This is a genomic window from Neomegalonema perideroedes DSM 15528, assembly GCF_000374145.1.
Classification (GTDB): domain Bacteria; phylum Pseudomonadota; class Alphaproteobacteria; order Rhodobacterales; family Rhodobacteraceae; genus Neomegalonema; species Neomegalonema perideroedes.
This window is the reverse complement of sequence record NZ_KB893653.1, coordinates 361,260-387,261: the sequence shown is the minus strand read 5'-3', so window position 1 is coordinate 387,261 and position 26,002 is coordinate 361,260. Positions and strand designations below refer to the sequence as shown.

At 67.6% G+C, this 26,002-nt stretch carries 27 protein-coding genes; 16 read left to right on the top strand and 11 right to left on the bottom strand.

The annotated features are described in order from the left end of the window. The first annotated feature begins 39 nt into the window (after window positions 1-39). Window positions 40-633 carry an imidazoleglycerol-phosphate dehydratase HisB gene (gene hisB / locus B161_RS0101885; protein WP_026310124.1) on the top strand — a complete coding sequence of 198 codons (594 nt, stop codon included), beginning with the start codon at window positions 40-42 and terminating at the stop codon, window positions 631-633. A gap of 113 nt (window positions 634-746) precedes the next feature. Further along, a complete protein-coding gene (locus tag B161_RS0101880; RefSeq protein ID WP_018631656.1) occupies window positions 747-2,117 on the top strand; it encodes a glutamate--cysteine ligase in 1,371 nt (456 codons plus the stop codon). Between the two features lie 54 nt (window positions 2,118-2,171). On the opposite strand, the gene B161_RS16195 is transcribed toward B161_RS0101880, so the two are convergent. Next, the gene (locus B161_RS16195) at window positions 2,172-3,503 is read right to left on the bottom strand and encodes a TIGR03013 family XrtA/PEP-CTERM system glycosyltransferase (protein WP_018631655.1); all 1,332 of its coding nucleotides are present in this window, start codon (window positions 3,501-3,503) and stop codon (window positions 2,172-2,174) included. A gap of 163 nt (window positions 3,504-3,666) precedes the next feature. On the opposite strand from B161_RS16195, the gene B161_RS0101870 reads away from it, so the two are divergent. The 6 genes from B161_RS0101870 (at window position 3,667) to B161_RS0101845 (ending at window position 10,469) form a co-directional block, all read left to right on the top strand. Beyond that, a complete protein-coding gene (locus B161_RS0101870; protein ID WP_018631654.1) occupies window positions 3,667-6,273 on the top strand; it encodes a calcium-binding protein in 2,607 nt (868 codons plus the stop codon). 228 nt (window positions 6,274-6,501) lie between these two features. After that, window positions 6,502-8,043 (top strand): murein biosynthesis integral membrane protein MurJ, encoded by a 1,542-nt coding sequence (gene murJ / locus B161_RS0101865; protein ID WP_240471574.1) that lies wholly within the window; start codon window positions 6,502-6,504, stop codon window positions 8,041-8,043. An 89-nt stretch (window positions 8,044-8,132) separates the two neighbouring features. Then, window positions 8,133-8,702: a NifU family protein gene (locus B161_RS0101860; RefSeq protein ID WP_018631652.1), complete on the top strand. Its 570-nt coding sequence runs from the start codon at window positions 8,133-8,135 to the stop codon at window positions 8,700-8,702. After that, window positions 8,699-9,385, top strand: a complete 687-nt coding sequence (gene tsaB / locus B161_RS0101855) for a tRNA (adenosine(37)-N6)-threonylcarbamoyltransferase complex dimerization subunit type 1 TsaB (protein WP_018631651.1) — start codon at window positions 8,699-8,701, stop codon at window positions 9,383-9,385. Before B161_RS0101860 ends, tsaB begins: the two co-directional genes overlap by 4 nt. Continuing rightward, window positions 9,375-9,851: a GNAT family N-acetyltransferase gene (locus tag B161_RS0101850; protein WP_018631650.1), complete on the top strand. Its 477-nt coding sequence runs from the start codon at window positions 9,375-9,377 to the stop codon at window positions 9,849-9,851. Before tsaB ends, B161_RS0101850 begins: the two co-directional genes overlap by 11 nt. A gap of 183 nt (window positions 9,852-10,034) precedes the next feature. Next, window positions 10,035-10,469: a MucR family transcriptional regulator gene (locus B161_RS0101845; protein ID WP_018631649.1), complete on the top strand. Its 435-nt coding sequence runs from the start codon at window positions 10,035-10,037 to the stop codon at window positions 10,467-10,469. 63 nt (window positions 10,470-10,532) lie between these two features. Here the strand turns inward: B161_RS0101845 and lptM are convergent, their stop codons facing one another. After that, a complete protein-coding gene (gene lptM / locus B161_RS19475; RefSeq protein WP_018631648.1) occupies window positions 10,533-10,709 on the bottom strand; it encodes an LPS translocon maturation chaperone LptM in 177 nt (58 codons plus the stop codon). Next, on the bottom strand, window positions 10,706-12,145 hold the full coding sequence (gene argH / locus B161_RS0101835) for an argininosuccinate lyase (RefSeq protein ID WP_018631647.1): 1,440 nt from the start codon (window positions 12,143-12,145) through the stop codon (window positions 10,706-10,708). Before argH ends, lptM begins: the two co-directional genes overlap by 4 nt. Before the next feature lie 80 nt (window positions 12,146-12,225). Between argH and B161_RS18445 the strand changes: the two genes are divergently transcribed. Continuing rightward, window positions 12,226-12,933 (top strand): TlpA family protein disulfide reductase, encoded by a 708-nt coding sequence (locus tag B161_RS18445; RefSeq protein WP_018631646.1) that lies wholly within the window; start codon window positions 12,226-12,228, stop codon window positions 12,931-12,933. A gap of 66 nt (window positions 12,934-12,999) precedes the next feature. Here the strand turns inward: B161_RS18445 and B161_RS0101825 are convergent, their stop codons facing one another. After that, on the bottom strand, window positions 13,000-13,263 hold the full coding sequence (locus B161_RS0101825; RefSeq protein WP_018631645.1) for a hypothetical protein: 264 nt from the start codon (window positions 13,261-13,263) through the stop codon (window positions 13,000-13,002). A gap of 159 nt (window positions 13,264-13,422) precedes the next feature. Here B161_RS0101825 and folE point away from each other — a divergent pair, with 159 nt between their 5' ends. After that, a complete protein-coding gene (gene folE, locus B161_RS0101820) occupies window positions 13,423-14,031 on the top strand; it encodes a GTP cyclohydrolase I FolE (protein WP_018631644.1) in 609 nt (202 codons plus the stop codon). On the opposite strand, the gene B161_RS0101815 is transcribed toward folE, so the two are convergent. Continuing rightward, window positions 14,021-14,896, bottom strand: a complete 876-nt coding sequence (locus B161_RS0101815) for an SDR family oxidoreductase (RefSeq protein WP_018631643.1) — start codon at window positions 14,894-14,896, stop codon at window positions 14,021-14,023. The two genes, folE and B161_RS0101815, sit on opposite strands and share 11 nt — an antisense overlap. A gap of 101 nt (window positions 14,897-14,997) precedes the next feature. On the opposite strand from B161_RS0101815, the gene B161_RS0101810 reads away from it, so the two are divergent. Together B161_RS0101810 and B161_RS0101805 are read left to right on the top strand one after the other, a co-directional pair. Continuing rightward, window positions 14,998-15,366, top strand: coding sequence for a winged helix-turn-helix transcriptional regulator (locus B161_RS0101810; protein ID WP_018631642.1), 369 nt, complete (start codon window positions 14,998-15,000; stop codon window positions 15,364-15,366). Between the two features lie 96 nt (window positions 15,367-15,462). Beyond that, window positions 15,463-15,834 carry a hypothetical protein gene (locus B161_RS0101805; RefSeq protein WP_018631641.1) on the top strand — a complete coding sequence of 124 codons (372 nt, stop codon included), beginning with the start codon at window positions 15,463-15,465 and terminating at the stop codon, window positions 15,832-15,834. Between the two features lie 73 nt (window positions 15,835-15,907). On the opposite strand, the gene B161_RS0101800 is transcribed toward B161_RS0101805, so the two are convergent. From B161_RS0101800 to B161_RS0101790, 3 genes are read right to left on the bottom strand one after another with little or no spacing between them, the layout of a single operon-like run. Continuing rightward, complete coding sequence (locus B161_RS0101800; RefSeq protein WP_018631640.1) at window positions 15,908-16,681, bottom strand: enoyl-CoA hydratase; 774 nt, start codon at window positions 16,679-16,681, stop codon at window positions 15,908-15,910. Window positions 16,682-16,684: 3 nt separating this feature from the next. Continuing rightward, window positions 16,685-17,587, bottom strand: coding sequence for a 3-hydroxyisobutyrate dehydrogenase (gene mmsB, locus B161_RS0101795; RefSeq protein WP_240471573.1), 903 nt, complete (start codon window positions 17,585-17,587; stop codon window positions 16,685-16,687). Next, on the bottom strand, window positions 17,584-18,729 hold the full coding sequence (locus B161_RS0101790) for an acyl-CoA dehydrogenase family protein (protein WP_018631638.1): 1,146 nt from the start codon (window positions 18,727-18,729) through the stop codon (window positions 17,584-17,586). Before B161_RS0101790 ends, mmsB begins: the two co-directional genes overlap by 4 nt. 293 nt (window positions 18,730-19,022) lie before the next feature. Between B161_RS0101790 and B161_RS0101785 the strand changes: the two genes are divergently transcribed. Continuing rightward, window positions 19,023-20,285 (top strand): MFS transporter, encoded by a 1,263-nt coding sequence (locus B161_RS0101785; protein WP_018631637.1) that lies wholly within the window; start codon window positions 19,023-19,025, stop codon window positions 20,283-20,285. Window positions 20,286-20,374: 89 nt separating this feature from the next. Here the strand turns inward: B161_RS0101785 and phaR are convergent, their stop codons facing one another. Then, on the bottom strand, window positions 20,375-20,983 hold the full coding sequence (gene phaR / locus B161_RS0101780) for a polyhydroxyalkanoate synthesis repressor PhaR (RefSeq protein WP_018631636.1): 609 nt from the start codon (window positions 20,981-20,983) through the stop codon (window positions 20,375-20,377). Window positions 20,984-21,173: 190 nt separating this feature from the next. On the opposite strand from phaR, the gene B161_RS16185 reads away from it, so the two are divergent. From B161_RS16185 to phbB, 3 genes are all read left to right on the top strand, one after another. Then, window positions 21,174-22,562 (top strand): alpha/beta hydrolase, encoded by a 1,389-nt coding sequence (locus B161_RS16185; RefSeq protein ID WP_018631635.1) that lies wholly within the window; start codon window positions 21,174-21,176, stop codon window positions 22,560-22,562. A gap of 102 nt (window positions 22,563-22,664) precedes the next feature. Continuing rightward, entirely contained in the window at window positions 22,665-23,840 is a 1,176-nt protein-coding gene (locus B161_RS0101770) for an acetyl-CoA C-acetyltransferase (RefSeq protein ID WP_018631634.1), read from the top strand. Between the two features lie 73 nt (window positions 23,841-23,913). After that, the gene (gene phbB / locus B161_RS0101765) at window positions 23,914-24,639 is read left to right on the top strand and encodes an acetoacetyl-CoA reductase (protein WP_018631633.1); all 726 of its coding nucleotides are present in this window, start codon (window positions 23,914-23,916) and stop codon (window positions 24,637-24,639) included. 156 nt (window positions 24,640-24,795) lie between these two features. Here the strand turns inward: phbB and B161_RS0101760 are convergent, their stop codons facing one another. Both B161_RS0101760 and B161_RS0101755 read right to left on the bottom strand, forming a co-directional pair. Beyond that, complete coding sequence (locus B161_RS0101760; protein ID WP_018631632.1) at window positions 24,796-25,257, bottom strand: iron-sulfur cluster assembly scaffold protein; 462 nt, start codon at window positions 25,255-25,257, stop codon at window positions 24,796-24,798. 115 nt (window positions 25,258-25,372) lie between these two features. After that, entirely contained in the window at window positions 25,373-25,831 is a 459-nt protein-coding gene (locus tag B161_RS0101755) for a hypothetical protein (protein ID WP_018631631.1), read from the bottom strand. Window positions 25,832-26,002 lie beyond the last annotated feature (171 nt).

The following is a 26,002-nucleotide window of genomic DNA, read 5'->3' as shown; positions in this document are numbered from 1 at the left end:
GCCTTTCTGCGGCCCGGCTTTCATCTCCGGGAGATCTCCATGCGCAGCGCCAGCGTCGAACGCGCGACCACTGAAACCCGCGTCTCCGTCTCGGTCGACCTCGACGGAACGGGCCGTTACGACGTGAAGACGGGCGTCGGCTTCTTCGACCATATGCTGGAGCAGCTCGCGCGCCACAGCCTGATCGACATCCATGTCCGGGCGGAGGGCGACCTCCACATCGACGATCACCACACCGTCGAGGATGTGGGCATCGCCTTGGGTCAGGCTCTGAACAAGGCCGTCGGCGATTCCAAGGGGATCAACCGCTACGGCTCTTGCCTCCTGCCCATGGACGAGGCTCTGACGCGGGCGGCTCTGGATCTCTCGCGACGGCCCTTCCTCGTCTGGAAGGTGGAGTTCCCCCGCGATAAGATCGGAACCTTCGACGTCGAGCTGGTCCGCGAATTCTTCACCGCCTTCGCCATGAACGGCGGAATCACGCTGCATGTGGAGACGCTTTACGGCGCCAACGCCCATCACATCGCCGAGAGCGTCTTCAAGGCCGTGGCGCGGGCTTTGCGCGTCGCGCTGGAGACGGACCCCCGCAAAGCCGATTCCGTGCCCTCCACCAAGGGGATTCTGGGCGGCTGAGCCTTCTTCCTCCTTCTTTCGGCTGATCCGCGCGGGGGCTTGCCCGAGCGCGGGGAAGGCGAATATGACAAGATCCGCGCCTCCGCCGAGGGGCGGGCTTCGCGGGGTTCTTCATGTCCATTCCTCAGCAGGGCGGCGGCTTGATCGAAAGCCGCGCGCAATTGGCGGCTTATCTCGAAGCCGGCTGCAAACCCCGCTCCGCATGGCGCATCGGGACGGAGCATGAGAAGATCGGCTTTCGTCAGGCCGATCTGAGCCCGGTCCCCTATGAGGGCGAGACGGGAATCCGCGCCTTGCTGGAGGGGCTGAAGAGCCGCTTCGGCTGGGAGGGGCTTTACGAAGGCGAGATTCTGGTGGGCCTCAAGCGCGGAGCCGAGAACGTCAGCCTTGAGCCGGGCGGACAGCTCGAACTCTCCGGCGCCCCTCTGCGCAGCCTGCACGAGGCCCGGACCGAACTCGAAAACCATCTTGAGGAGGTCCGCGCGGTCGCCGGGCCGATGGGTCTGAATTTCCTGACTTTAGGCGCCTCTCCGCTCTGGAGCCGCGCCGAAACTCCCGTCATGCCGAAAGGCCGCTATGGGCTGATGACGCGCCATATGCCGAAAGTCGGCGGCTCGGGGCTCGACATGATGTTCCGCAGCTGCACGGTTCAGGTGAATCTCGATTTCGAGAGCGAATCCGACATGGCCCGCAAGCTGCGGGTCGGCTTCGCCCTCCAGCCTCTGGCGACGGCCTGGTTCGCCAATTCGCCTTTCACTGAGAACAAGCTGAACGGCTATGAATCCTGGCGCGGCGCCATCTGGGCCGACACCGATCCGGCCCGCACGGGAATCCCCGCCTTCGCCTTTGAGGGCTCCGGCGCGAGCTTCGAAGCTTGGGTGGATTACGCCCTCGATACGCCGATGTATTTCGTCTATCGCGAAGGCCGCTACGTCGACGCTCTGGGCCAGTCCTTCCGCGATTTCCTCGCCGGACGCCTGCCCGCTCTGCCCGGCGAGCGCCCCACCCTCTCGGATTGGGCGGATCATCTGACGACGCTCTTCCCGGACGTGCGGCTCAAGAAATTCATCGAGATGCGCGGCGCCGACGTGGGCGACGCGGCCCATATCCTCGCGCTTCCGGCGCTTTGGACGGGGCTGCTCTATGATTCCGCCGCCCTCGACGCCGCTTTCGACCTCGTGAAAGACTGGACCCACGCCGAGGTTCTGGCTCTGCGCGCGGCGGTTCCGGCTCAGGGCATGGCGGCGAAGATCGGCGGGCGCGATCTCTGGAGCGTGGCGGATGAGGTTCTGGCCCTCGCCGAGGCGGGCTTGAACGCCCGCGCCGCTGAGTTTGGAGCAGGCGCAAGCGAAGCGGCTTATCTCGCGCCGCTCCGCGGGATGCTGGAGCGCCGCGAGACGGCGGCGGGGCGTCTGATCCGGCTCTATAAGACCGAATGGCGCGAGAGCGTCCGCCCGGCCTTTCAAACCGAGGTCTTCTTTTAGTTTTTGTGGTCGCGCAATTTATCCGAAAACCGGTTCCCACTTTTCGGATTGCGCTCACCTCACCCCGTCGGGCCAGAGCACCACGCGGGCCGTCTTCATGAGGATGTAGACGTCCAGCGCGAGGCTGGCGTTCTTCATATAATAAAGGTCGTATTCGAGCTTCACCCGGGCGTCGTTCTCGGTGGCGCCGTAGCGGTAGTTGATCTGCGCCCAGCCGGTCAGACCCGGCTTGACGCGATGGCGCTCGGCGTAATGCGGGATGGTCTCCGACAGCTTCCCGACGAAATAAGGGCGTTCGGGGCGCGGCCCGACGAGGCTCATCTCGCCCTTCAGCACGTTCCAGAGCTGCGGCAGCTCGTCGATGCGGGTGCGGCGCAGAAAGGCTCCGACCTTGGTGATTCGCGGATCGGCCTCCCCCGCCCATTGCGGTTGTCCCGAAGCTTCGGCGTCGACGCGCATGGAGCGGAACTTCACGATCTCGAAGGGCTCGCCGCGCAGGCCCACCCGCGTCTGACGATACAGCGCCGGGCCGGGGCTGTCGCGGCGCACCGCCAGAGCCGCCCCCGCCAGCACGGGCGAGAGCAGAATCAGCGCGATTCCGCTCACGATCAGATCGCCCGAGCGCTTGAGCAGCCGCCCGATCTGGGTATGGGCGTTGGTCTCCATGAAGATGAAGCGCTGAGGATAAAGATTGGCGAGATCCACCCGCCCCGTCTCGCGTTCATGAAAGGCGGCGAGGTCGATCACCCGCAGACCCGCCATGCGCGCGTCGAGCAGAGTCTCGACGGGCAAGGGCGTCTCGCGTTTGGAGGCCGCCACCACGATCTCGCCCGCGTCCAGATCCGCGATCTCGGCGGCGAGGCGGCCCGGCTCGGCGGCCTGCTCCAGCGTCAGACGCAGAGCGTCGCGCTTCTCGCCGGGCATGGCGTCGAAGCGGGCGAAGCCCTCGGAATCGCCGACCAGAATCAGCCGCCGCTGGAGCCGCGCCAGAGTCCGGCTGCGCATCACGACATAGCGCATCGCCGCCGCGGCGCCATAGGCCACCGAGGCCGCCGCCAAAGCGTAAAGCGGCGAGATCCACAGCGGACTGAACAGATAAAGCGCCAGATAGGCCGCCGCCGCTCCGAAGAGGCTGGCCACCGCCAGCCGCTCGCGCATGGCGGCGTAGCGGGCGCGGGCGTCGGGATCATAAACCCCGAGCGCCACCATCAGGATCAGGATCATCGCCGTCGGGACGAAGACCGCCTCGCTGAAGGCCGCGGGCCTGTCCCGCGAGGGCACGAAGGCCGCCGCCAGAATCCCCACCCCGACGAGGATCGCCAGCCCCTCGATGGTCAGCAGCGTCCGGACGCGCGTCCGCGCCATATGGCCGAAGGCCTGAGTCATGCCCTCCACTCCCCCCAATTCCCTCAAGGAGCGCCGAAAAAACCTTACGCCATAAGACGTTGCGCGCTCACCCAATTGAAACCGCTTTTCGTGCAGAAGCGGTTGACGATTGTGAAGAAGCGCCGACCGCCCGGTTCGGCGCCCTCATAAGGACGACGCCGCCATGACCGCCCTTTCGCGCGCCCCGCTTCTCGCTCCGGCCCTCGCTCTGGCCCTGTTCGCGGGGGCCGCCCTCCCGCCTTCGGCCGGCGCCGCGCCTTTGGCGACCGATCCTCTGGCGCCTGCGGTTCCGCGTCCGCAGGCGGCCGGGGAGATCGTCGGGCTGAAGCTGGTGGAGCTGTCCGGCCGCGAGGGCGCGGTCCTCACGCTCGGACAGGTCTTCCGCCGGGGCGACTGGCCTCAGGGCTCGGGCCTGCGCGCGACCTCGGGCGGGCGCCCGATTCCTCTGCAGGCCGACGTCAAGGCGCGCTGGGCCGACGGCTCCGTGCGCCATGCGGTTCTGAGCTTCGCCGCGCCGGGCGGGCGCGAAGCGGAGATCCTGCTCTCGCGCGGCCCCGCCGAGCCGCCGCAGCCCGCGCAAGGCGCGGCCTCTCTCGCGGGGCTTCTGGAGCGCGGGCTCGATCTGGTCGTCGAGATTCAGCCCGCAGGCGGCGCGCCGATTCGTCTGGAGGGAGCGCGGCTGCTCCGGGCGGCTCTGGCTTCGGGCGCGAAGCCCTGGCTCGACGGCCCCCTCGCGCAGGAGATCCGCGCGACCGAGACCCTGCCGAACGGCCTGACCCTCATCCTCGACCTCCGGGCGCAGGCCGACGGCGCGGCGCGGCTCTCGGCGGGCTTCTCCGCCGACCGCATGCCGACGGGCGCCGGGTCTGAAGTCCTTGATCCGACCTATGATCTGCGGATTCTGCTCGGCGGCGAGGTCGTCCATCAGGCCGAGGACTTCGCCCATCGCCGCTTTTCGCGCTGGCGCAAGGTGGTCTGGGCGGGCGCGGCGCCGGAATCGGGACGCGCCGTGGTCGATTATCCTTATCTCATCGCGGCGGGGGCGGTTCCGGCCTATGATCCCGAGCTTCCCATCGACAAGCGCTTCGTCGACGGTCAGATGCGCAGCTTCGTCGAGGCCCAGACCCGCGGCGACTTCAAGCCGCTCGGATCGGGGACCATCACCAAAGCCATGCCCAACACCGGCGGCCGCTCCGACATCGGCCCGGTCCCCTATTGGATTCTGACGCATCTGCGTCTGCAAAGCGCCGAAACCCGCCATATGATGCTCTCCAACGCCGAGGCGGCGGGCTCCATTCCCTGGCGTCTGCGCGACCCGGCCACCGGCGAGCCTCCGACCCTCGACGCCTGGCCGAAGCTCTGGTTCGACGGCCGCGCGACCCTCGCCGAGAACGGCCACGGCCCGCTGGAGACCAACGTCGGCGGCTGGCGGCTCGACAACGCCCATCAGCCGGATCCCAGCTACGTCCCCTATCTGCTGACCGGAGAACGGGTCTATCTCGACGACCTCAAGGCTCAGGCGGCCTATGCGCTGCTGCGCTATAATCCGCGCTATCGCGACGACGCGCAGGGGAATCTCCGCAATGAGGAGGTGCGCGGCCAGGCCTGGGCCAATCGCGCCCACGCCAACGCCGCCTTCATCCTGCCCGACGAAGACCCGAGCAAAGCCTATTTCGCCCGCAAGCTCGGCCAGCGCTTCGCCTGGTATGCGCGGGCCTATGGCGAGGACGATTCCCTCGGCGGCCCGGCCTCCTATGAGACTTCAGGCTGGATTCAGGGCGCCAACGCCGAAGGGATCGTCTCCAACTGGCAGCAGGATTACTTCCTGACCACCCTCGCCCAGGCGGGACGCATGGGCTTCGCCGCCGAGGCGGGTCCGGTCTGGCGGCGAATTCGGCCCTATTTCCTCAACCGCTTCCTCCGGACGGATTTCAATCCGCGCTGGTCGACGGTCTATCAATACCGCACCCGCGACGAATCCGGCGCGCCCATCCCGAGCTGGCGCCTCATCGCGGCGGCCAACCTCATGGGCGAGAAGCCCGCCTTCGAGGCGGAGCCGCAGAATCAGGCGGGCGGCCATGACAAGGGCTGGGATTACGCCTCTCAGGCGCGTTCGGGCTATGCGGCGGGCGTCTCGGCCTTTTTCGACCCCAATCTCGCCGAGGCCTACGCCTGGCTGGCCAAGGAGACGATCCCCGCCCTGCTCGATCCGAAGAACGGCGACGGCGCCGCGCAATATCCCATGTGGACTCTGGTCCCGGTCTTCCCCGACGGCTCGACTCTGGCCATGTCGCGCCATGCGGCGGTCTCGGGGCGCGGACGGAGTCCGGCGAGCTTTCAGGGCGATTCCGAAAACCGCCTTTTCATCGGCGGCGACGCCGGAGACCGGCTTCAGGGCGGCCCCGGCAATGAAATCCTCATCGGCTGGGACGGCGACGACGAAATCTCCGGCGGCGGCGGCTACAACCTCATCGCGGGCGGACGCGGCGACGACGTGATCCGCATCGACGGCGGCGTCAACGCGGTGGCGCTCGGGCTGGGCGCGGATCGGCTCTGGCTCGGGCATGACGGAGTCTGGGGCTTCACGGTGGTCTGGGATTTCGACCCGGCCCATGATCTGCTCGTGCTGACCGCTCAGGGCGCGGGGGTTCTGCGTCAGGCGCTGCGCGACGGGCCGGAGGGCGCGCGGGCCGATCTCGGAGAACATCAGGGCGTGATCTTCCGGGGCCGCTCCACGGCGGAGATCCTGCGGGCGATCCGGATTCAATGACCGAATTCAGGCGGAGGCCCGCCCGCGCCCATTCCCCCCGCCCATTCCTCCGCCCAGTGGCTTTTCAGGGCTTTCCGCTGTAAGCCCATGCGCCGGCCCGGAGCTTTTTCCGATCCTGCCGGATTCGGAGACCGCTCCGGGTCTTGATTCTGTCGCGTTTTCGCGACGCGCGGCCTTGTCGGCCTCGCTGGAAAACGCTCGATGCGACGGTTTGCGCGGGAGCCCCCTTTGAGCCTCGGAAGAGCCATGGCCGCCTTTGGCGGCGTCACCCTGCTGAGCCGCGTCGCGGGCCTCGCGCGCGACGTGATGATCGCGCGTTATTTAGGCGCGGGCCCCGCCTCGGACGCCTTCTTCGCGGCCTTCCGGCTGCCGAACATGTTCCGGCGGATCTTCGCGGAAGGCGCCTTCACCACAGCCTTCATGCCGATGTTCGCCAAGGCTCTGGAGCGCGAAGGCCCCGAAAAGGCCCGTGATTTCGGCGCTCAGGCTCAGGCCGTTCTGGGCTCGGTTCTGGTCGGCGTCACGCTGGTCGCGCTGATCTTCATGCCGGTTCTGGTCTATGTGATCGCGGCGGGCTTCGGCGAAGATCCTGAAAAACGCGACCTCGCCATTCTGCTGGCGCGGATCATGTTCCCCTATCTGGCGCTGATCTCGCTGACGGCGCTCTATTCCGCGATGCTCAACGCCTTGGGGCGCTTCGCGATCACGGCGGCGGCGCCGATCCTGCTCAACCTCTTCATGATCCTCGGGATGGTGCTTGCGGCGCGCTTCGGCTGGCCCATGGCGCAATCTCTGGCGATCTCCTCGCTGCTGGCGGGATTCGGCCAGCTCTGGATCGTCTGGCGGGCGGCCGGAAAGCTCGGCATGAGCCTTGAGCTGAGGCGGCCGCGCCTGACGCCCGAAATGAAGGGCATGGCGCGCTTCGCTCTGCCCGCGGCGGTCTCGGGCGGCGCGACGCAGATCAACATCGTCATCGGCACCAGCATCGCCAGCTTCTTCGCCGGAGCGGTCTCCTGGCTTTCTTACGCGGATCGGCTCTATCAATTGCCGCTGGGTCTGGTGGGGGCGGCCATCGGGGCGGCGCTTTTGCCCGAGCTCTCCCGACGCGCCGCCGCCGAAGACGCCAAAGGCGCGCAAGAGGCCCTCAACCGCGCCATGGAGTTCGGTTTATTGGGGGCTCTGCCTGCGGCGGCGGCTTTGCTGGCGATTCCGGGGACGCTGATCTCGGTGATGTTCGAGCGCGGCGGCTTCGGCCCCTCCGACACCCAAGCCACGGCCCAAGCGGTGGCGCTTTACGCTCTGGGCGTGCCCGCCTTCGTGCTGCTCAAGGCCGTGGCCCCGATCTATTACGCCCGCGAGGATTCCAAGACCCCCCTGCGCTATGCGCTCTGGGGCATGGCCGTGAACACGATTCTGGCTCTGGGCGGCGTCTGGCTCTGGGACTGGCGCGCGATTCCTCTGGCGACTTCGGTCGCGGCTTGGGCGAATCTCTGGCTGCTCTGGCGCGGGGCGGCCCATGACCCCGCCCGCGTGATCGACGCCCGGCTCAGGAAGCGCGCTCCGCGCTTTCTGCTGGCGGCGCTGATCATGGCCGCGCTGGTCCTGATCGCGGATCGGACGCTCATGCCGGAGCTGGCGGGCTCTTCGCTGCGCTATCTCGGATTGGCGGGGATCGTGCTGGGCGCGATGGCGGCCTACGGCTTGGCGCTCATGGCTTTAGGGGCGGGCTCTCTCGCCGAGGTGAAGGCGGCTCTGCGGCGCAAAGCCTGAGCCGCTTGCTTTCCGCCCCCGGAGGCTTATTTTAAATTGGAATTGTTCCAAAGTAACGCTTCGTCGCCGCGCGGCGTCGGGAGACCCCCATGTTCATCCAGACCGAATCCACGCCTAATCCGGCCACGCTGAAGTTTCTGCCGGGCCGCGAAGTCCTGCCGGAGGGCTCCGCCGACTTCCCCGACGCCGCCTCCGCGCGGCGTTCGCCTCTGGCCGAGCGGCTCTTCGAGATCGAGGGCGTGACCGCCGCCTTCTTCGGCCCCGACTTCATCACCGTGGCCAAAAGCGACGATCTCGAATGGGCCCATGTGAAGCCCGCCGTTCTCGGCGCGATCATGGACCATTTCACCTCCGGCGTCCCGACTCTGCGCGAGGGCTCCGGTCAGAGCCATGGCGACGGCCATCGGGAAGGCGCCGAAGACGGCCCCGATTCCGAGACCATCGCCCAGATCAAAGAGCTTCTCGACAGCCGCGTGCGTCCGGCGGTGGCTCAGGACGGCGGAGACATCACCTTCCACGGCTTTGAGAAAGGCGTGGTCTATCTGCATATGAAGGGCTCCTGCGCGGGCTGCCCCTCCTCGACCATGACGCTCAAGATGGGCATCGAGAATCTGCTCCGCCATTACATCCCCGACGTGCTGGAGGTCCGGCCGATTTGAGCCTGATCCTCGCCTTGGACGCGGCCTCCTCCGGAGTCTCGGCGGCGCTTTTCGAAGGAGAAGCGCCGCTCGCCGCGCGCCGTCTGGACGAGGACCGCGCGGGCGAGGGCCTCGCGCCCCTCGTGGCGGAGATCTTCGCCGAGGCGGGCCGCAAGCCGCAGGAACTCGCGCTGATCGCGACCACCACCGGCCCCGGCAGCTTCGTCGGGGCGCGGATCGGCCCGGCCTTCGCGCGGGGGCTGGCTCTGGCGACGGGCGCGCGGGCTCTGGGAATCTCCGTGCTGGAGGCTCTGGCCGAAGGCGCCGGAGAGGCGGGACCGCTGCTCGTCGCGCTCGACGCCAAAAGGGACGCGCTTTACGCGCAAGCCTTCCAAGCCGGCGCGCCTTTGGACGAAGCCCGCGAAATCCCGCTGACGCAGGCCGCTCAAGCCGCGCCGGAGGGAGATTTCGCTCTGACCGGCTCCGGCGCCGCGCTCTGGCTGGAGGCCGCGCCTGAGGCCGCCGCCCGCGCCCGCCGCCTCTGCGCGAGCTTCGACGCCGTGAAGCCGGAGGCTCTGGCGCGCATCGCCCTGCGCCGCGCCGCCGCCGGAGAGGCCGCCCCGCCCTCGCCGCTTTATCTGCGCCCGCCAGACGCCAAGATTCCCGCCCAGATTCCCGCCCCGTCTCCCGCAGATGCGGTCTGAGCGCATCCTCAGGCTTGAGCCGCCCCTTGCGGCGGCTCTGGCGGAGATCCACGCCGCCGCCTTCGCCGAGGAAGGCGCGCGCGGCTGGAGCGCCGCCGAACTTCTGGAGCTTTGCGCCCGTCCGAGCGCCCGCCTTTGGGTCGCCTCGGAGGCCGAAGGCGCGCCCTGCGCCTTTCTGCTCTGCGACCTCGTGCTGGACGAAGCCGAGATCCTCACCCTCGCGACGGCCCCCGCCGCGCGACGGCGCGGCGCGGCGCGCGGAATCCTCAGGCTCGGCTGCGACGATTTGCGCGAAGAAAGCGCGCAACTTTTGCGCTTAGAAGTCGCGGCGGACAATATTTCCGCATTAGGACTTTATCAATCTTTAGGATTTCAAGAAATCGCCCTCCGAAAGGCGTATTTTCAGCGCCCGGACGGGCGAATGGACGCAAAGATATTTTTGCTGAATCTCCATCTCTTCGCCTGATCCCAAACCTTACGCACGCCCTATGAGCAATAAATTCCGATGAACGCCGGATTTTATTGCTTGTTCGCAACAAGAATTTCTGCCAGTAATATTCATCCTTAAATCTTAGGATGCAGCATCTCGCGATCACGCGAAGATCATTCGTTTTTTCGTTTTTAAACCACGATTCATTTGGGTGCATGCATGACCGAAGCCGCCTTGAGCCGCTCCGAAACTCTGGAGCTCACTGCGGAGATCGTCGCCGCTCACGTCGCCAACAACTCCGTGCCTATTGCGGATCTTCCGACCTTGATTCAGAGCGTCTTCCATACTCTGGCGAATCTCGGCGAAGAGAGCGTCGTCCTCGTCGAAGAGATCCAGGAAGAACTGAAGCCCGCCGTGCCGGTCAAGAAATCGGTCACGCCGGATTACATCATCTGCCTCGAAGACGGCAAAAAGCTGAAGATGCTCAAGCGGCATCTGAAGACCGCCTATAACATGACCCCCGACGATTACCGCGCGCGCTGGGGCCTGCCCGCCGATTATCCGATGGTCGCGCCGAATTACGCGCTGAAGCGTCAGGAATTGGCCAAGCGCATCGGCCTCGGCCGCCATCGCGGCAAAGCCGACGAGGAATAAGCGGCCCTTCGGCGGCGGTTCGACATCAGAAAGCCGGAGCGGCGAAAACCGCTCCGGCTTTTTTCATGAACCCTCTTCTTCGAGCGTCCAGTCTTCGCGGCGCTCGGGATCGACCACCGTCGGCTTGATCGGCTCGACCGCCGCAGCCGGAGGCGGCGGGCCTTGGCGGACCAGAGCCCCCTTGCGGCCGCAGCCCGCCAAAGCGAGCGCGGCCATCAGAGCCAAAACCGCCGCCCTCATGCGAGGAGCCCTTTCCAGCGGGCGATCTGGGCCCGGACCTGATCCGGCGCCGTGCCGCCGTAAGAGACGCGCGAGCGCACCGAATTCTCCACGCCGAGCACTTCATAGACCTCGGCCTCGATGCGCGGCTCGACGGCCTGCATCTCCGCGAGCGAAAGCTCCTCCAGCCCGATTCCCTTGACCTCCGCCGCCTTGACCAGCGTTCCGGTGACGTGATGCGCCGTGCGGAAGGGCAGGCCCAGCCGCCGCACCAGCCAATCCGCCAGATCGGTGGCCGTGGCGTAGCCCGCCCCCGCCGCCTTGCTCAGGACTTCGGCGTTGGGAGCCATGTCGCGGACCATGCCGAGCGTCGCGCCTATGGCGAGATCCAGCGCGTCGGCGGCGAGGAAGGTCTGCTCCTTATCTTCCTGCATGTCCTTGGAATAGGTCAGCGCGAGGCCCTTCATCACCGTGGAGAGCCCGACGAAGGCGCCGGTCACGCGGCCCGTCTTGGCGCGCACGAGCTCGGCGGCGTCGGGATTGCGCTTCTGCGGCATGATGCTGCTGCCGGTCGAGAATTTATCGCTCAGGCGCACGAAGCGGAATTGCGCCGAAGACCAGATGACGATCTCTTCGGCGAGGCGGCTCAGATGCATGGCGCAGATCGAGGCCGCCGCGAGGAACTCCAGCGCGAAATCGCGGTCCGAGACCGAATCCAGAGAATTGGCCGTCGGGCGGTCGAAGCCGAGCGCCGAGGCGGTGGCGTGGCGGTCGATGGGGAAGCTGGTCCCCGCCAGAGCCGCCGCGCCCAAAGGCGATTCGTTGAGCCGCGCGCGGGCGTCGCGGAAGCGGCCGCGGTCGCGGGCGATCATCTCGACATAGGCCATCATATGATGGCCCCAAGTCACCGGCTGAGCGCTTTGCAGATGGGTGAAGCCCGGCATGACCAGATCCGCCCCGGCCTCGGCCTGAGCCAGAAAAGCGCGCTGAAGATCGGCCAGAGCGCGATCCGTGCGGTCGATCTCGTCGCGGACCCAGAGGCGGAAATCGACGGCCACCTGATCGTTGCGCGAGCGTGCGGTGTGCAGACGCCCGGCCGGCTCGCCGACGATCTCCTTCAGCCGCGCCTCGACGTTCATGTGGATGTCTTCAAGAGCGCGCGAGAAGGGAAAGGCGCCCGATCTTATTTCCGTGATCACCTGCTCCAGCCCGGAGACCAGAGCCTCGGCGTCGGCGGCGGAGATCACGCCTTGCGCCGCCAACATGCGCGCATGGGCTTTGGATCCCGCAACATCTTGCTCCGCCATGCGTTTATCGACGTCGATGGAGGCGTTGATGGCCTCCATCACGGCGTCGGGACGCTCGGCGAAGCGCCCGCCCCACATCTCGTTGGAGGTCTTGGAGATGGCGGAGGACGCGGCGGAGGCTTTGGGGGAATTCGAAGAATCAGCGGTCATGATGCGGCGTTCCGGCGCTTGGGAGGTCAGACTCCGGCGTCTATATCAGGCCGAGCGGCGGAAGGCAGGGAGTTTTCACCATGATCGGATTCATCAGCGCGAAGCCTTTCGGCTTTCTGGCTTTAGCGGCGACGCTGCTCGCGGGCTGCGGCGAGGACGGCGCGGCTCCCGCCGCCCAGAGCGCCGCGAGCGCCCCCTCCACGGCCTCCGCCGCCGCGACTCCCGCCGCCGCGCCCGCCCCTGCTCTCGTCGTTCCGGCGAAGTGGCGCGGCCTCGACGAGACGGCCCGCACGGAGTTGCGCGCCCTCGCCGCCGGGCCCATGGCGCGGCTGATCGTCCATCCCGAAACGCGGCCTTTCTGGGAGAAGGGCTTCGCCTCGGAGACGGACGCCCCGATGGATCTGACCGATTTCCGGGGCCGGGTGACTCTGCTGAATTTCTGGGCGACCTGGTGCGCGCCCTGCCGCGCCGAAATGCCCGCTCTCGACGCGCTTCAGCGCGAGCTGGGCGGCCCGGACTTCCACATCGCGCCGCTGAACATCGAGCGCGGCGGCGCCGAGAAATCCCGCGCCTTCTTCGCGGAGATCGGCGTGAAGGATTTGCCCGTCTATCTGGATCCGCGCTCGACTCTGGCGAAGGAGTTCGCGGTTCTGGGCCTGCCGGTCTCGGTGCTGCTCGACCGCGAAGGCCGCGAGGTCGCGCGGCTCACCGGAGACGCCGACTGGAGTTCGCCCGAGGCTCAGGCGGTGATCCGCCGCCTCGTCGCGGCGACGGCGCCCGCGCCCTAAAGCTTTGATCTGATCGCGCTTTCGCGACGCGAAGCCTGATCGGCCTCGCTTGGAGAGCGCTCCGGATCAGGCCAGCTTCCAGACCGCCAGCGCGGCGGCGACCAGCGGCGCCCCCGCCACGATCAGCAGAATCGGCGCCTCCTGCGCGACGGTGTAGCCCGCCTTGGTCACGCCCACCCACATGTTGACCAGCGCGACCAGAACCCAGACCGGCATGAAGAGCCGCGCCCCCTTGGCGACTCCCGCGAGATCATGGCCCCACAGCCAGCCGAAGAGCCCGAAGACGCTCAGCAGCAAAAGTCCGGCGAAGATCACGAGCAGCATATGCATGAAGGCGCCCCCAGGAATCCGAGGCCCGCATCATGCGGGCGCGACGGCCCGGCGCGCAAGACGGAAACCTTCCGCCGACGGAAGCTGAATCGGTTTGCCCCGCGCCCTTCCGGAGGTACAAGAGCGCTCGCGACCCCTTCTTTCGGAGAGCCCTCCGCCATGAATCCCAAACCCGATCTGCAAGCCCGCCCCTCTCGGGAGGAGGCCGAGGAGGCCGTGCGCACGCTTCTGCGCTGGGTCGGCGAGGATCCCGCCCGCGAGGGTCTGCGCGAGACTCCGGCCCGGGTGGCGAAAGCCTATCTCGAATGGTGCGGCGGCTATGGCGAGGATCCGGCGCGGCATCTCAAGCGCAGCTTCGGCGAGGTCGAGGATTACGGCGAGATCGTCCTCCTGCGCGACATCCGCTTTGAAAGCCTCTGCGAGCATCACCTCGCGCCCATCGTGGGGCGGGCGCATGTGGCCTATCTGCCCTCGGGCGGCAGAGTGGTCGGCATCTCGAAGCTGGCGCGGGTGGTCGAGGCTTTTACGAAGCGGCTTCAGGTGCAGGAGAAGCTCACCGCGCAGATCGCCGATTGCCTTGAAGAAGCGCTTCAGCCGCGCGGGGTGGCCGTGGCCATTGAGGCCGAGCATCACTGCATGACCACCCGCGGGGTGCGCAAACACGGCGTGGGCATGATCACCACCCAGCTGCGCGGCGAATTCCGCGCGGATCAGGCGCTCCGCGCGGAGTTCATGGGCTTCGTCAACGGTCCCCGGCTCAAGCTTTGAGGAGCTGGGCCACCGTCTCGGAGAGCGGCGTGGAGGGGCGGCCCGTCAGGCGGCGCAGAGTCTCGCCTTGTCCGTCGAGCGCGCCCTTGACGATCTCGCCCTCCCAGCCCGCGAGCATGTCGGCCACGGCCTCGGGCAGGCCGAAGGCCTTCAGCAGGGCGGCGTATTTGGGCACGGACAGATTCTTGTAGACCACGGGGCCGCCCGTGAAGCGGGCGATCTCCACCGCGAGGTCGCCGAGCGTCCAGGCGCGGTCTCCGGCGAGTTCGAGCGTCTCGCCCGGCTTGGCCGCGCCGAGCACAGCCTGAGCCGCCGCCAGCGCGTAATCGGCCCGCGCGGCCGAAGCGATGCGGCCTTCGCCCGCCGCGCCGGCGAATTCGCCGGTTTGCGACGCCTGACGGATCGCGTCGGAGTAATTCTCGGTGTACCAGCCGTTGCGCAGGATCACATAGGACAGGCCCGAGGCCTTCAGCGCCTCCTCGGTCTGGACATGCTCCGGCGCGAGGCTCAGGCCGGAGTCCGGCGCGTGCAGAAGGCTGGTGTAGACGACGAGCCGGACGCCCGCCGCCTTGGCGGCCTCGATGACGTTCCGGTGCTGGGCGAAGCGCTTGCCGATCTCGTTGGAGGAGACCAGCACCAGCCGGTCCACGCCGCGCAGAGCCTCGTTCAGGCTGGCGGGATCCTCGTAATCGGCCTTGCGCAGGACGACGCCCAGCGCCGCGAGGTCGAGGGCCTTGCCGGGATCGCGCAGCAGGCCGATCACTTCGGCTTCGGGGGCGGCCTTGCGCAGATCCTTCAGAATCAGGCGGCCGAGCTGGCCGGAGGCGCCAGTGACGGCGATGGTGGTTTTGGGGGAGACGTTCATGAGGGGCTCCTGTGGATGCGGGTTGCTCCGCGTCGTCTGGAGCTTTATATAAGTTAGCCGCTTCCTTTTCGGAAGCACGCACATTTCGGGAAGTTTTGAGGATGGATTCCGAAGCCGCTCTTGACGAGCGCGGCGATCTTTTCGCCGCCGCCTGCTCCTCGCGTCAGGTTCTCAAACATCTGAGCAGCCGATGGGGCCTGCTGACGCTCCGCGCGCTGCTGGAGGGTCCGCGCCGCTACAGCGATTTGCGGCGCAAGCTTCAGGGGGTCAGCGAAAGGATGCTCGCTCAGACTCTGCGCGAGCTGGAGGCGGACGGCCTGCTCACCCGGCGCTCATGGCCGGAGGTTCCGCCGCGCGTGGAATATACGCTGACGCCCCTCGGCCACGAAGCGGCGGAGAAGCTGCGGCGGCTGGCCGAATGGGTGGAGGAGAATCTCCCGCGCTTTCAGCCTCAGGCCGCGCCGGAGTGACGGCGGCGACGGCGGGGGGCGGGGGCGGCGGATTTTCGTTCGAGCGCCTCAGGCCGTCGATGAATCCTTCAGGATTTCGGCTCAGACTGCGGCGTCATGAGCTGGAAAATCTTCATCCCCCTTTGCCTTTGGCCCCTGTTCCTGATCTGGCGACAGCCTCTTGAGGCTTTGGCGGAGGGATCTTCGGGATTGAACCGTTTCGCGGCCTCCGCGAAGGATCTGCTCTGGGATTCGCCCGCCGAGGCCGCCCGAAACTTCCTCTCCGGCCCCGGAGACGTCGGCCTGATCGTCGTGACGGCGCTCGGCGTGGCGTTGCTGATCCTTCTGATCCGCAGCCTGCTGCGGGGATTCGGCGGACAGGCGAGGCTCTGGGGCTTCGCCATGCTTTCGGGCTGCGCCCTCTTCGCGCCTTCTCTCCTCGAAGCCCTTCAGAGGACGCTGCGCGACGGAGGCGGACGGATCTTCTAGAGCGCCCGAACGACCTGACCCGGCCGGAGGGCGCTCCGAGATTCCCGCTCGCGCCGCGCTGCGGCCCGGCGCCTCAGCGATGGGTGAAATTCGCCGGACGCTTCTCGACGAAGGCGGCCATGCCCTCTTTCTGGTCGGCGGTGGCGAAGAGCGCATGGAAGACGCGGCGCTCATAGCGCACGCCCTCGGAAAGCGGGATCTCCTGCGCGCGGCGCACGACGTCCTTGGCGGAGAGCGCGGCGGTCAGAGGCATCTCGGCTATGGTCTTCGCGGCGGCGAGGGCCTCCTCGCGGAGCTTCTCCGTCGGCACGACCCGGGCGACGAGTCCCGCGCGTTCGGCTTCGGCGGCGTCCATCATGCGGCCGGTCAGACAGAGATCCATGGCCTTGGCCTGCCCCACCAGACGCGTCAGACGCTGGCTGCCGCCCATGCCGGGGATCACCCCGAGCTTGATCTCAGGCTGGCCGAATTTGGCGTTTTCGGCGGCGATGATGAAATCGCACATCATCGCGACTTCGCAGCCGCCGCCCAGAGCATAGCCCGCGACCGCCGCGATGGTCGGCTTGCGCAGGCGCGTGAACTCCTCCCAGATGGCGAACCAGTCCGAGATATGCATCTCGGCGTAGCTCTGGGCCTGCATCTCCTTGATGTCGGCGCCGGCGGCGAAGGCCTTTTCGGAGCCCGTCACCACGAGGCAGCCCACGCCGGGGTCTTTCTCGGCTTCGGTCGCGGCGGCGACGAGTTCGGTCGCCACCTGAAGATTCAGCGCGTTCAGCGCCTTGGGACGATTCAGCGTGATCAGCGTCACGCGGTCGATCCGCTCGACGAGCAAGGTCTCATAGGCCATGGTTCAGAGCTTCCCCCGCAGGAAATTGATGATCCCCGAGAAATCCTGACCGCCATGGCCGAGCTTCTCGAAAATGCCGTAAAGCTGGGCGGCCTCGGCGCCGAGCGGCGTCTGGACGCCGCGCGCGAGCGCCGCCTCCTGAGACAACTTCAGATCTTTCAGCATCAGCGCCGCGGCGAATCCGGGCTTATAATCGCGATTGGCGGGCGAGTTTGGCACCGGGCCGGGCACCGGACAATAGCTGTTCACCGACCAGGATTGTCCCGAAGAGGTGGACAACACGTCGAAGAGCGCCTGATGGGTCAGCCCGAGCTTCTCGCCGAGGGCGAAGGCCTCGCAAGCGGCGATCATCGAAATGCCGAGCGCCATGTTGTTGCAGATCTTCGCCGCCTGACCCGCGCCCGCGCCGCCGCAAGGCACGATGCGCCCGGCCATGGGCTCCAGAATGGCGCGGCCCTTCTCCAGAGCCGCCTCGGAGCCGCCGACCATGAAGGTGAGCGTCCCGGCCTCGGCGCCGCCGACGCCGCCCGAAACCGGCGCGTCGAGGGTCAGGGCGCCGCGCGCGGCGAGCAGCTCATGCACGGCCACGGCGCTGTCCACGTCGATGGTGGAGCTGTCGATGGCCAGCGTCCCCACCCCGAGATTCTGCGCGATCTCGGCCCAGACCTTGCGCACGATGGCGCCGTTGGGCAGCATGGTCACCACGGCCTCGGCCTCGCGCAGGGCCTCGGCGAGAGTCCCCGCGACCGTCAGGCCCCGCGTGACCGCCGCCTGACGCGCGGCCTCGGTCGCGTCATAGCCGATGACCCGATGTCCGGCCTTGACCAGATTGGCGGCCATGGGCGCGCCCATATTGCCCAGACCCACGAAGGCGATTTTCGCCATATCCTTACTCCTCCCCCTCAAACTTCTTCGACGAGCGCCCGCGAAACGACCAGACGCATGATCTCGTTGGAGCCTTCGAGGATGCGATGCACCCTCAGATCGCGCAGGATCTTCTCGATCCCATATTCCGAGAGATAGCCGTAGCCGCCATGCATCTGGAGCGCGGAATCCGCCACCCTGAAACAGGAATCGGTGATGAAGCGCTTGGCCATGGCGCAGAGCTTGGGCGCGTCGGGCGTCTTGGCGTCGAGCGCCGTGGCCGCGCGCCAGAGCATCATCCGCGAGGCTTCGATCTCGGTGGCCATGTCGGCCAGCTCGAAACGGATCGTCGGCAGATCCAGCAGAGGCCCGCCGAAAGCCTTGCGGTCGCGCAAGTAAGGGATGGTCAGATCCAGCGCCCTTTGCGCCCCGCCGAGCGAACAGGCCGCGATGTTGATCCGCCCGCCGTTGAGTCCCGCCATGGCGATGTTGAAGCCCCGCCCCTCCTGACCGAGCAGATTGGCGGCGGGGATGCGGGCCTTGTCGAAATTCACGCTGCGGGTGGGCTGGGCGTTCCAGCCCATTTTCTTCTCATTGGCGCCGAAGCTCAGGCCGGGCGCGTCTTTGGGCACGAGGAAGGCGCTGATTCCCTTCGGTCCCGGCTCTCCGGTGCGGGCCATGACCACATAAACCGCCGAGGCTCCCGCCCCGGAGATGAATTGCTTCTGGCCGGTCAGGACATATTCGTCGCCCTCGCGGACGGCCTTGGTCGAGAGCGCCGCCGCGTCGGATCCGGCGCCGGGCTCGGTGAGGCAATAGCTCCCCAGCTCCTGCATGGTCGCGAGCCTCGGGCACCATTCGGCGCGCTGAGCCTCGGAGCCATAGGCGTCGATCATCCAGCAGCACATATTATGGATCGAGACATAGGCCGCCAGCGTCGGGCAGCCCTTGGCGAGCGCCTCGAAGATGAGCGCGGCCTCCATGCGCCCGAGGCCCGTCCCGCCCACGTCGTCGCGGGTGTAGATCGCGCCGAGGCCGAGTTCGCCCGCCGCCGCCAGCACGTCGAGAGGGAAATGCTTCTCCGCGTCCCATTCGAGGGCCTTGGGGGCGATCTCCGCGAGGGCGAAGGCTTCGGCCATCTCGCGGATGGCGGCTTGCTCTTCGCTGAGAGTGAAATCGATCATGGGCGCTCCTCCATCGCGTCTTTTCTTCTTTAGACGACGAACCGGAGCGCGAGCCAAGGCGCATTTTCGAACAGAGCCTGACGAATCTCGCGCAGGCTCCGTTCGATTCTGGAGGTTCAGGCGGCGCAGGCTCGCGAGGAGAACCGGCGCGCTCATCCGAAAACCCGCCGGAAATCCTATGGCGCGACCTGCGCGGGCGGTCTAAGCTTCTGCGGATTCCTCATGACGAGACGCCTCCAGCGCGACGCCGCAGCCGCCTCCGGGACGCCTCTTGTTCGAAAGGCCGCCTCCTCATGTCCGCCTCCGCTTCGCCCGTCCAGCGGGCCGCAGATCCGGCCGCGCCGATCTGGCCCGTCCTGCTCGCCGGTTCGGCGATCCTGCTGCTCTCCTTCGGCCTGCGGGCCGGATTCGGCGTCTTTCAGACGCCCATCGCCGCCGAAATGAATTGGCCGCGTTCGGAATTCTCCTTCGCTTTGGCGATTCAGAATCTGGTCTGGGGTCTGGCGCAGCCGCTCTTCAGCATGGCCGCCGACCGCTACGGCGACCGCAAAGCCCTGACGGCGGGCGCGCTCTTCTACGCGCTCGGCCTTTGGCTCTCCTCGACAGCCATGACGCCCGGCGAGCAGGCGCTGGGCGCGGGCCTGCTGGTGGGTCTGGGCGTGGCGGGCACGGGCTTCGGCGTGGTGCTGGCGGTGGTCGGGCGCATCGCGCCGCCCGAGAAGCGCAGCCAGATCCTCGGGCTGGTGACGGCGGCGGGGTCGCTCGGACAAGTCGTCGTGCCGCCGCTGGCGGAATGGCTGCAGCGCGCCACGGATTGGCGCGTCACGCTGGCGATCTTCGCGGGGCTGGCGCTGCTCATGCTCCTGCTGACGCCCTTTGTGAAGGGCCCGCCCAAGGTCGCCGACGCGCAGGAGGAGCCGATGGGCCAAGTCCTCGGGCGCGCCTTCCGCGATCCGACCTATTGGCTGCTCTTCATCGGCTTCTTCTCCTGCGGCTATCAGCTGGCCTTCATCACGGCGCATTTTCCGGCCTTCGTGACCGAGATCTGCGGCCCGATCCTCGGCGAAGGGGCTGCGGCTTTGGGCGCCCAAGCCATCGCGGTGATCGGCGTGATGAACGTGGTCGGGACCATCCTCGCCGGGAGGCTCGGGGCGAAATATAGCAAGAAATATCTGCTGGCCGGGATCTACGCCGCGCGGACGATCGTCGGGGCCTGGTTCATCATGACCCCCATGACCCCGACCACCGTGCTGATCTTCAGCGCCTTGATGGGCTCGCTTTGGCTGGCCACCGTGCCGCTGACCTCGGGCATCGTGGCCGATCTCTACGGCCTGAAATATATGGGCACGCTCTACGGCGTGATCTTCCTGAGCCATCAGCTCGGCGGCTTCATGGGCGTCTGGCTGGGCGGCGCCTTCTACGACGCCTACGGCTCCTACACCTTGGTCTGGTGGGTGGGCGTCGGAGTCGGGGCGCTCTCCGCCATCGTGCATCTGCCCATCCGGGAGACGCCGCCCCCGAGCCGGGGCGGCCAGGGCGGGCTCGCCCCCGCCTGATCGGCGCAAGCATAAAGGGGCGGCTCCCGACGGAGCCGCCCCTTTTCACGTCGGCCTCATCCCCTGCGCCGCGCGCGGAGGAGGGCGGATCAGTCGATCTTGTCTTTGGCGATGGCCGCGAGGGCCGCCGCCATGGCCTCGACCTGCGCCCGCAGATCCTCGATCTCGGTGCGCGAGGCCTCGCGCTTCTCGGCCGGAGGCGGCGCGAAGGGCTGAGCCGCCCCGGCTCCGCCCATCATGCTGAAGGGCGCGAACATGCTCATGGTCTTCTGATACCATTCCATATTCTGGCGGGCGAGGTTCTGCATCGCCTGAATGCCCTTTTCGGGGCTGAAGGCGCGGGTCATCTGAGAGCGGACCTGCTCCTGATTATGCGCGAAGCTGTTGAGGCTCATCTCCAGATAGGCGGGCAGGAAGCCTTGGAGGCTGTCGCCGTAGAAGCGGATGAGCTGACGCAGGAAATTGATGGGGAGAAGGTTCTCGCCCTTGGCTTCTTCGTCGAAGATGATCTGAGCGAGCACGGAGCGCGTGATGTCGTCGCCGGTCTTGGCGTCGTAGACGACGAAGTCCACGCCCTCCTTGACCATGCCCGAGAGAGTCTCCAAGGTCACGTAGCTGCTGGCGGCTGTGTTGTAGAGGCGCCGGTTCGCGTATTTTTTGATGGTGATCGGATCGGACTTGGATGCGTCGGTGGACACGGCGGAACTGCCCTTCCTTGAGCGGAGAACGCGAAGAGGCGCCCTAACCCGGGGTTTGGCGCGGCGGGCGTTCGTGCGGGCGTTCTACGGCGCGAAAACTGCCGGGAAATCTCGCATTTGCGAGAGAAAATTGCAACAAGAAATCCCGATCCGCGCAAAAGCGCGCGGCGGAGCGAGAATTGGGGATCGCGTGACTCAAGGGGATTCCGCGCTGGGCGCCGCCCCGCCCCGCCCCGCCGCTCTCTCCCGGAGCGCGGAGGGCGGAGCGCAGGGCGGCGGGACGCAGAGGGGAGGCTCCTTTCCTTCGCGCCCGCCGCAAGGCGCTCCCCGCCCTTCCGCTCCGCCGCCCCCCTCCTCTCCGCCGCCCTTGCCGCCGGGGCGCGACCGGCGCGGCTGGCCCATTCCCATCGCTCTGGCTCTGCTCGGCCCTTTTCTGGCGCTGCGCGGCGAGCCCCGCGCCGACCCTCTGCAGGCGCCCGAGCGGCTGAAGGCGCTGCTCGACGAGGCGGCGGCGGTTCTGGCGGGGATCGAGGCCTATCAGCGCCATCCTCTGCCGCCGCGCCGTCTGGAGCGGCCCGCGCTCTGGAGCGCGGGCGGCGCGCGGCTGCTGGATTACGGCGGCGAAGGGCCGATCCTCGTGGTGGCGCCTTCTCTGGTGAACCGGGCGACGGTGCTGGATCTGATGGACGAGCGCAGCTTCATGGCGGGCATGGCGCGCTCGGGCCTGCGGGCGCTGCTGCTCGACTGGGGCGAGCCCTCGGGCGAGGATCTGCGGCTCGGGCTGGAGGGCTACGCCCGCGAGCGTCTGGCGCCGGCCTTGCGGGCGGCGGCGGAGATCGGCGGCGAGGCTCCGGCGCTGATGGGCTATTGCATGGCGGGGCCGCTCTGCGTGGGGGCGCTTTCGCTGGATCCGGGACTGGCGCGGCGCTTCGCGGCGGTGGCGGCGCCTTGGGACTTCCGGCATATGCCCGGTCTGGAGGGCCTGCGGCGCAAGGCGCCCGAGATCTCGGCGGGGCTGGAGGCTTCGGCGGCGATCTTCGGCGCGGCGCCGGGCGAGGCGCTCCAGACGCTCTTCGCCCTGCGCGATCCTTGGACGGCGGCGCGCAAATTCCGCGATTTCGCCGCCCTCGATCCCTTCAGCTTCGAAGCCCGGCTCTTCGTGGCCCTTGAGGATTGGGCCAACGACGGCGTTCCTCTGGCGCCCAAAGTGGCCCGCGAGGCCTTCCACGACTGGTTTCTCAAGGGCGAGCCTCATCGGGGCCTTTGGCGTCTGGGCGATCATCTCGTGGCGCCGCGGCGCTACGACCGCCCGGTTCTGGTGGCCTCCGGCGTCCGCGACGTGGTGGCGCCCCCCGCCGCGACGCGCCCTCTCGCCGAAGCTCTGCCCCGCGCCGAGATTCTGGAGGCGAACGCCGGACATGTCGGCCTGATCGTCGGCGGCGGCGCCTCGGAGAAGCTCTGGCGGCCCCTGGCGGCTTTTTTCGCAGACCGTACAGGCGAGGCGCGCGCCGTCCCGCGCCGCAAAAGGCGCTCCCGCGAAAAGGGCGCCCCGGCGCCAGAAACCCCCTTGCGGCCCTAGACGCCCTGACGCAGTATCCGCGCAGGCGAACGCAATTATCTTGCGCTCTTCGGGCTTGCCGCGGCATTCCCCGAATGAAGCGCTCTTGAGGGAGAAAGCTCAATGACGGAAGTGGTCATCGTCGGCGCGGCGCGCACGCCTGTCGGCAGCTTCGGCGGCGCCCTGTCGAGCCTGCCCGCGCATAAGCTCGGAGAGATCGCGGTCAAGGCGGCGCTCGAGCGCGCGCAGGTCAGCCCGGCCGACGTGGACGAAGTCATTCTCGGCCAGATCCTCACCACCGGACAGGGCCAGAACCCGGCGCGTCAGGCTTCGGTCAACGCCGGCCTGCCCGTCGAGACGCCCGCCTGGGGCATCAACCAGCTCTGCGGCTCGGGGCTCCGCGCCGTGGCGCTCGGCTATCAGCACATCCTCGCCGGCGACGACGACATCGTGGTCGCGGGCGGCCAGGAGAGCATGAGCCAGGCCCAGCACGCCGCCTATCTGCGCAACGGCGTGAAGATGGGCGAGATGAAGCTGCTCGACACCATGCTCCGCGACGGCCTGCTGGACGCCTTCCAAGGCTACCATATGGGCACCACCGCCGAGAACGTCGCCAAGAAGTTCCAGATCGGCCGCGCCGAACAGGACGAATTCGCCCTGAAGAGCCAGCAGAAGGCCTCCGCGGCCCAGAAGGCCGGCAAATTCAAGGATGAGATCGTCCCGGTCGTCATCCCCGGCAAGAAGGGCGACGTCACCGTCGCCGAAGACGAATACATCCGTCACGACGCTTCGCCGGAGAGCATGGCCAAACTGCGCCCCGCCTTCGACAAGGAAGGCTCCGTCACGGCGGGCAACGCCTCGGGCGTCAACGACGGCGCCGCCGTCGTGGTGCTGATGTCCAAGGAGGAGGCCGCCAAGCGCGGACTCAAGCCGCTGGCGACCATCCGCTCCTGGGCCACCACCGGCGTGGATCCGGCGATCATGGGCGTCGGGCCGATCACCGCCTCGCTCAAGGCGCTGGAGAAGGCCGGCTGGAAGCATGAGGATCTCGACCTCGTCGAGGCCAACGAGGCTTTCGCCGCTCAGGCCATCGCCGTGAATAAAGAAATCGGCTGGGACACGAGCAAGGTCAACGTGAACGGCGGCGCCATCGCCATCGGGCACCCGATCGGCGCTTCGGGCGCGCGCATCCTCGTCTCGCTGCTCCATGAGATGCAGCGCCGCGACGCCAAGAAGGGCCTCGCGACGCTCTGCATCGGCGGCGGCATGGGCGTGGCGCTCTGCGTCGAGCGCGAATGACCTTTTCGACTGCGGGGGCGGCTGAAGCCGCCTCCGCCAGAACTTCATAAATTCTCTGGGGAGGGGACTGCATATGGCGAGAACGGCTCTTGTCACGGGCGGCACGCGCGGAATCGGCGCGGCCATCGCGAAACGGCTCAAGGCCGACGGCTTCGCCGTCGCCGTGAACTACGGCGGCAACGACGAAGCCGCCCAGAAATTCACCGCCGAAACCGGCATCAAGGCCTATAAATGGGACGTGGGCGATTATGACGCCAGCGTCGCCGGAATCGCGCAGATCGAGGCCGATCTCGGCCCGGTCGAGGTGCTGGTGAACAATGCGGGCATCACCCGCGACGGCTTCTTCCACAAGATGACCAAAGATCAGTGGAACGCCGTGCTGCGCACCAATCTCGACAGCCTGTTCAACGTGACCCGCCCCGTCTGGGAAGGCATGCGCAATCGCGGCTTCGGCCGGATCGTGGTGATCTCCTCGGTCAACGGCCAGAAGGGTCAGGCCGGACAGGTCAATTACTCCGCCGCCAAATCGGGCGACATCGGCTTCGTGAAGGCTCTGGCGCAGGAAGGCGCCGCGAAGGGCATCACGGTCAACACCGTCTGCCCCGGCTACATCGGCACCGAGATGGTCCGCGCCATCGACGAGAAGGTGCTCAAAGAGCGCATCATTCCGCAGATCCCCGCGGGCCGCCTCGGCGAGCCTGAGGAGATCGCCCGCGCCGTGTCCTTCCTCGTCTCCGACGACGCGGGCTTCGTCACCGGCTCGACGCTCTCCGCCAACGGCGGCCAATACATGATCTGATCGGGTCGATCCCGCAGACGAGAGGCCTCTCCGGTCGTTCGCCTATGCCGGAGGGCCTCAAGGCTTCAGGATCTTCGCGCGCCGCTCCCGGCCTCCGGGGGCGGCGTCGTGTTTTGGAGGTCTGTGTCGGGTCGCGCAATTGATCCGAAAAGTCTTTCAACTTTTCGGATCGCGCTTCCGGGCTTCGGCGGCGGCTTCGGCGGCGGCCTCGAAGGCGAGCAGAATCGAGGCGTGGCGATTGGCGTAGCCCCGCGCGGCGGTCAGAACTTCGAGATCATGGAAGGGGCCTTCGGGGGGCGGCGCGCCCTCCTTCAGCATGGCCTTGAGGGCGTCGCGGGCGGCGGCGAGCTCCTCAGGCGTGCGGCCGATGACTCCGCCGCCCAGAATCGCCGAGGAGGCTTGTCCGAGGGCGCAGGCTTTGGGCTCCTGCGCGAATTCCGCGACGCGCCCGTCCGGCCCGAGGGACAGATCCACGGCGGTCGTCGAGCCGCAGAGCGGCGCGCGGCGGCTCACGCTGGCTTGCGGCGCCTCCAGACGCCCCAGATGCGGAATGGCGGCGGTCAGCGCGAGGATGCGCTTCGAATAAAGCGCCATGAGGTCGGCGGAGAGGTCGGACATGAAAAAGGCTCCCTGTTCCGGGAGCCTGAAGATAAGCCGCGCGCGCGCGGATTCACAGGGCGCCTTGAAAATCGGGCGCCTTGAAAATCGGGCGCCATGAGGATCGGGGGCGAGATCATCCCGGTTTGGGCGTCAGAGGCCCTAAATCCTGAACCGGGAGATCCTGAAGCGAGGCCGTCAGGGCGCCGGGCTCCCAAAGCGCGGAGGCGGTCCAGATCGCCCGCCCCTCCGCCGAGAGCAAACGCAGAGTCAGGCGATGGCGCGCGCCCTCCAGAGCGGCGCGGGGAACCTCCAGCCCGAAACGCCCCGCCGCGTCGAAATCCGCGACGCTCAAACGGCGCTCGAAGACGCGGCGCGGCGCCTCCTCAGCGCCGCCGAGGCGCTCGATCCGGGCGAGGGCCGTCCGGCTTTCGAGGCCGCGCAGCCAAGCCGGGTCCACCGCCGCCCGCAGCCGAAGGGCCTCGCCTTCGCGAAGCTCCAGCGGCGTCTGGGCGGCGGAGACGCGGTCCAGAGGCGCGAAGGAGGCGAAGGGGCCGAGAAGAAGCAAACCAAGGAAACGCAAAGAAAAACGCATGAAAGCCCCGCAGGCTGAACATCGGATGGAAAGACGGCTGACGATTCTGACATAGGGCGCGGCGCGGCGCGGGAAAACCCCTCTGAGGCGAAATTTCTCCGCCGACTCGCAGAAATTTGAGCGGCGTTCAAAACGAATCGCCGCGCTTTCGCCTGAATTCGCCGAAAACGC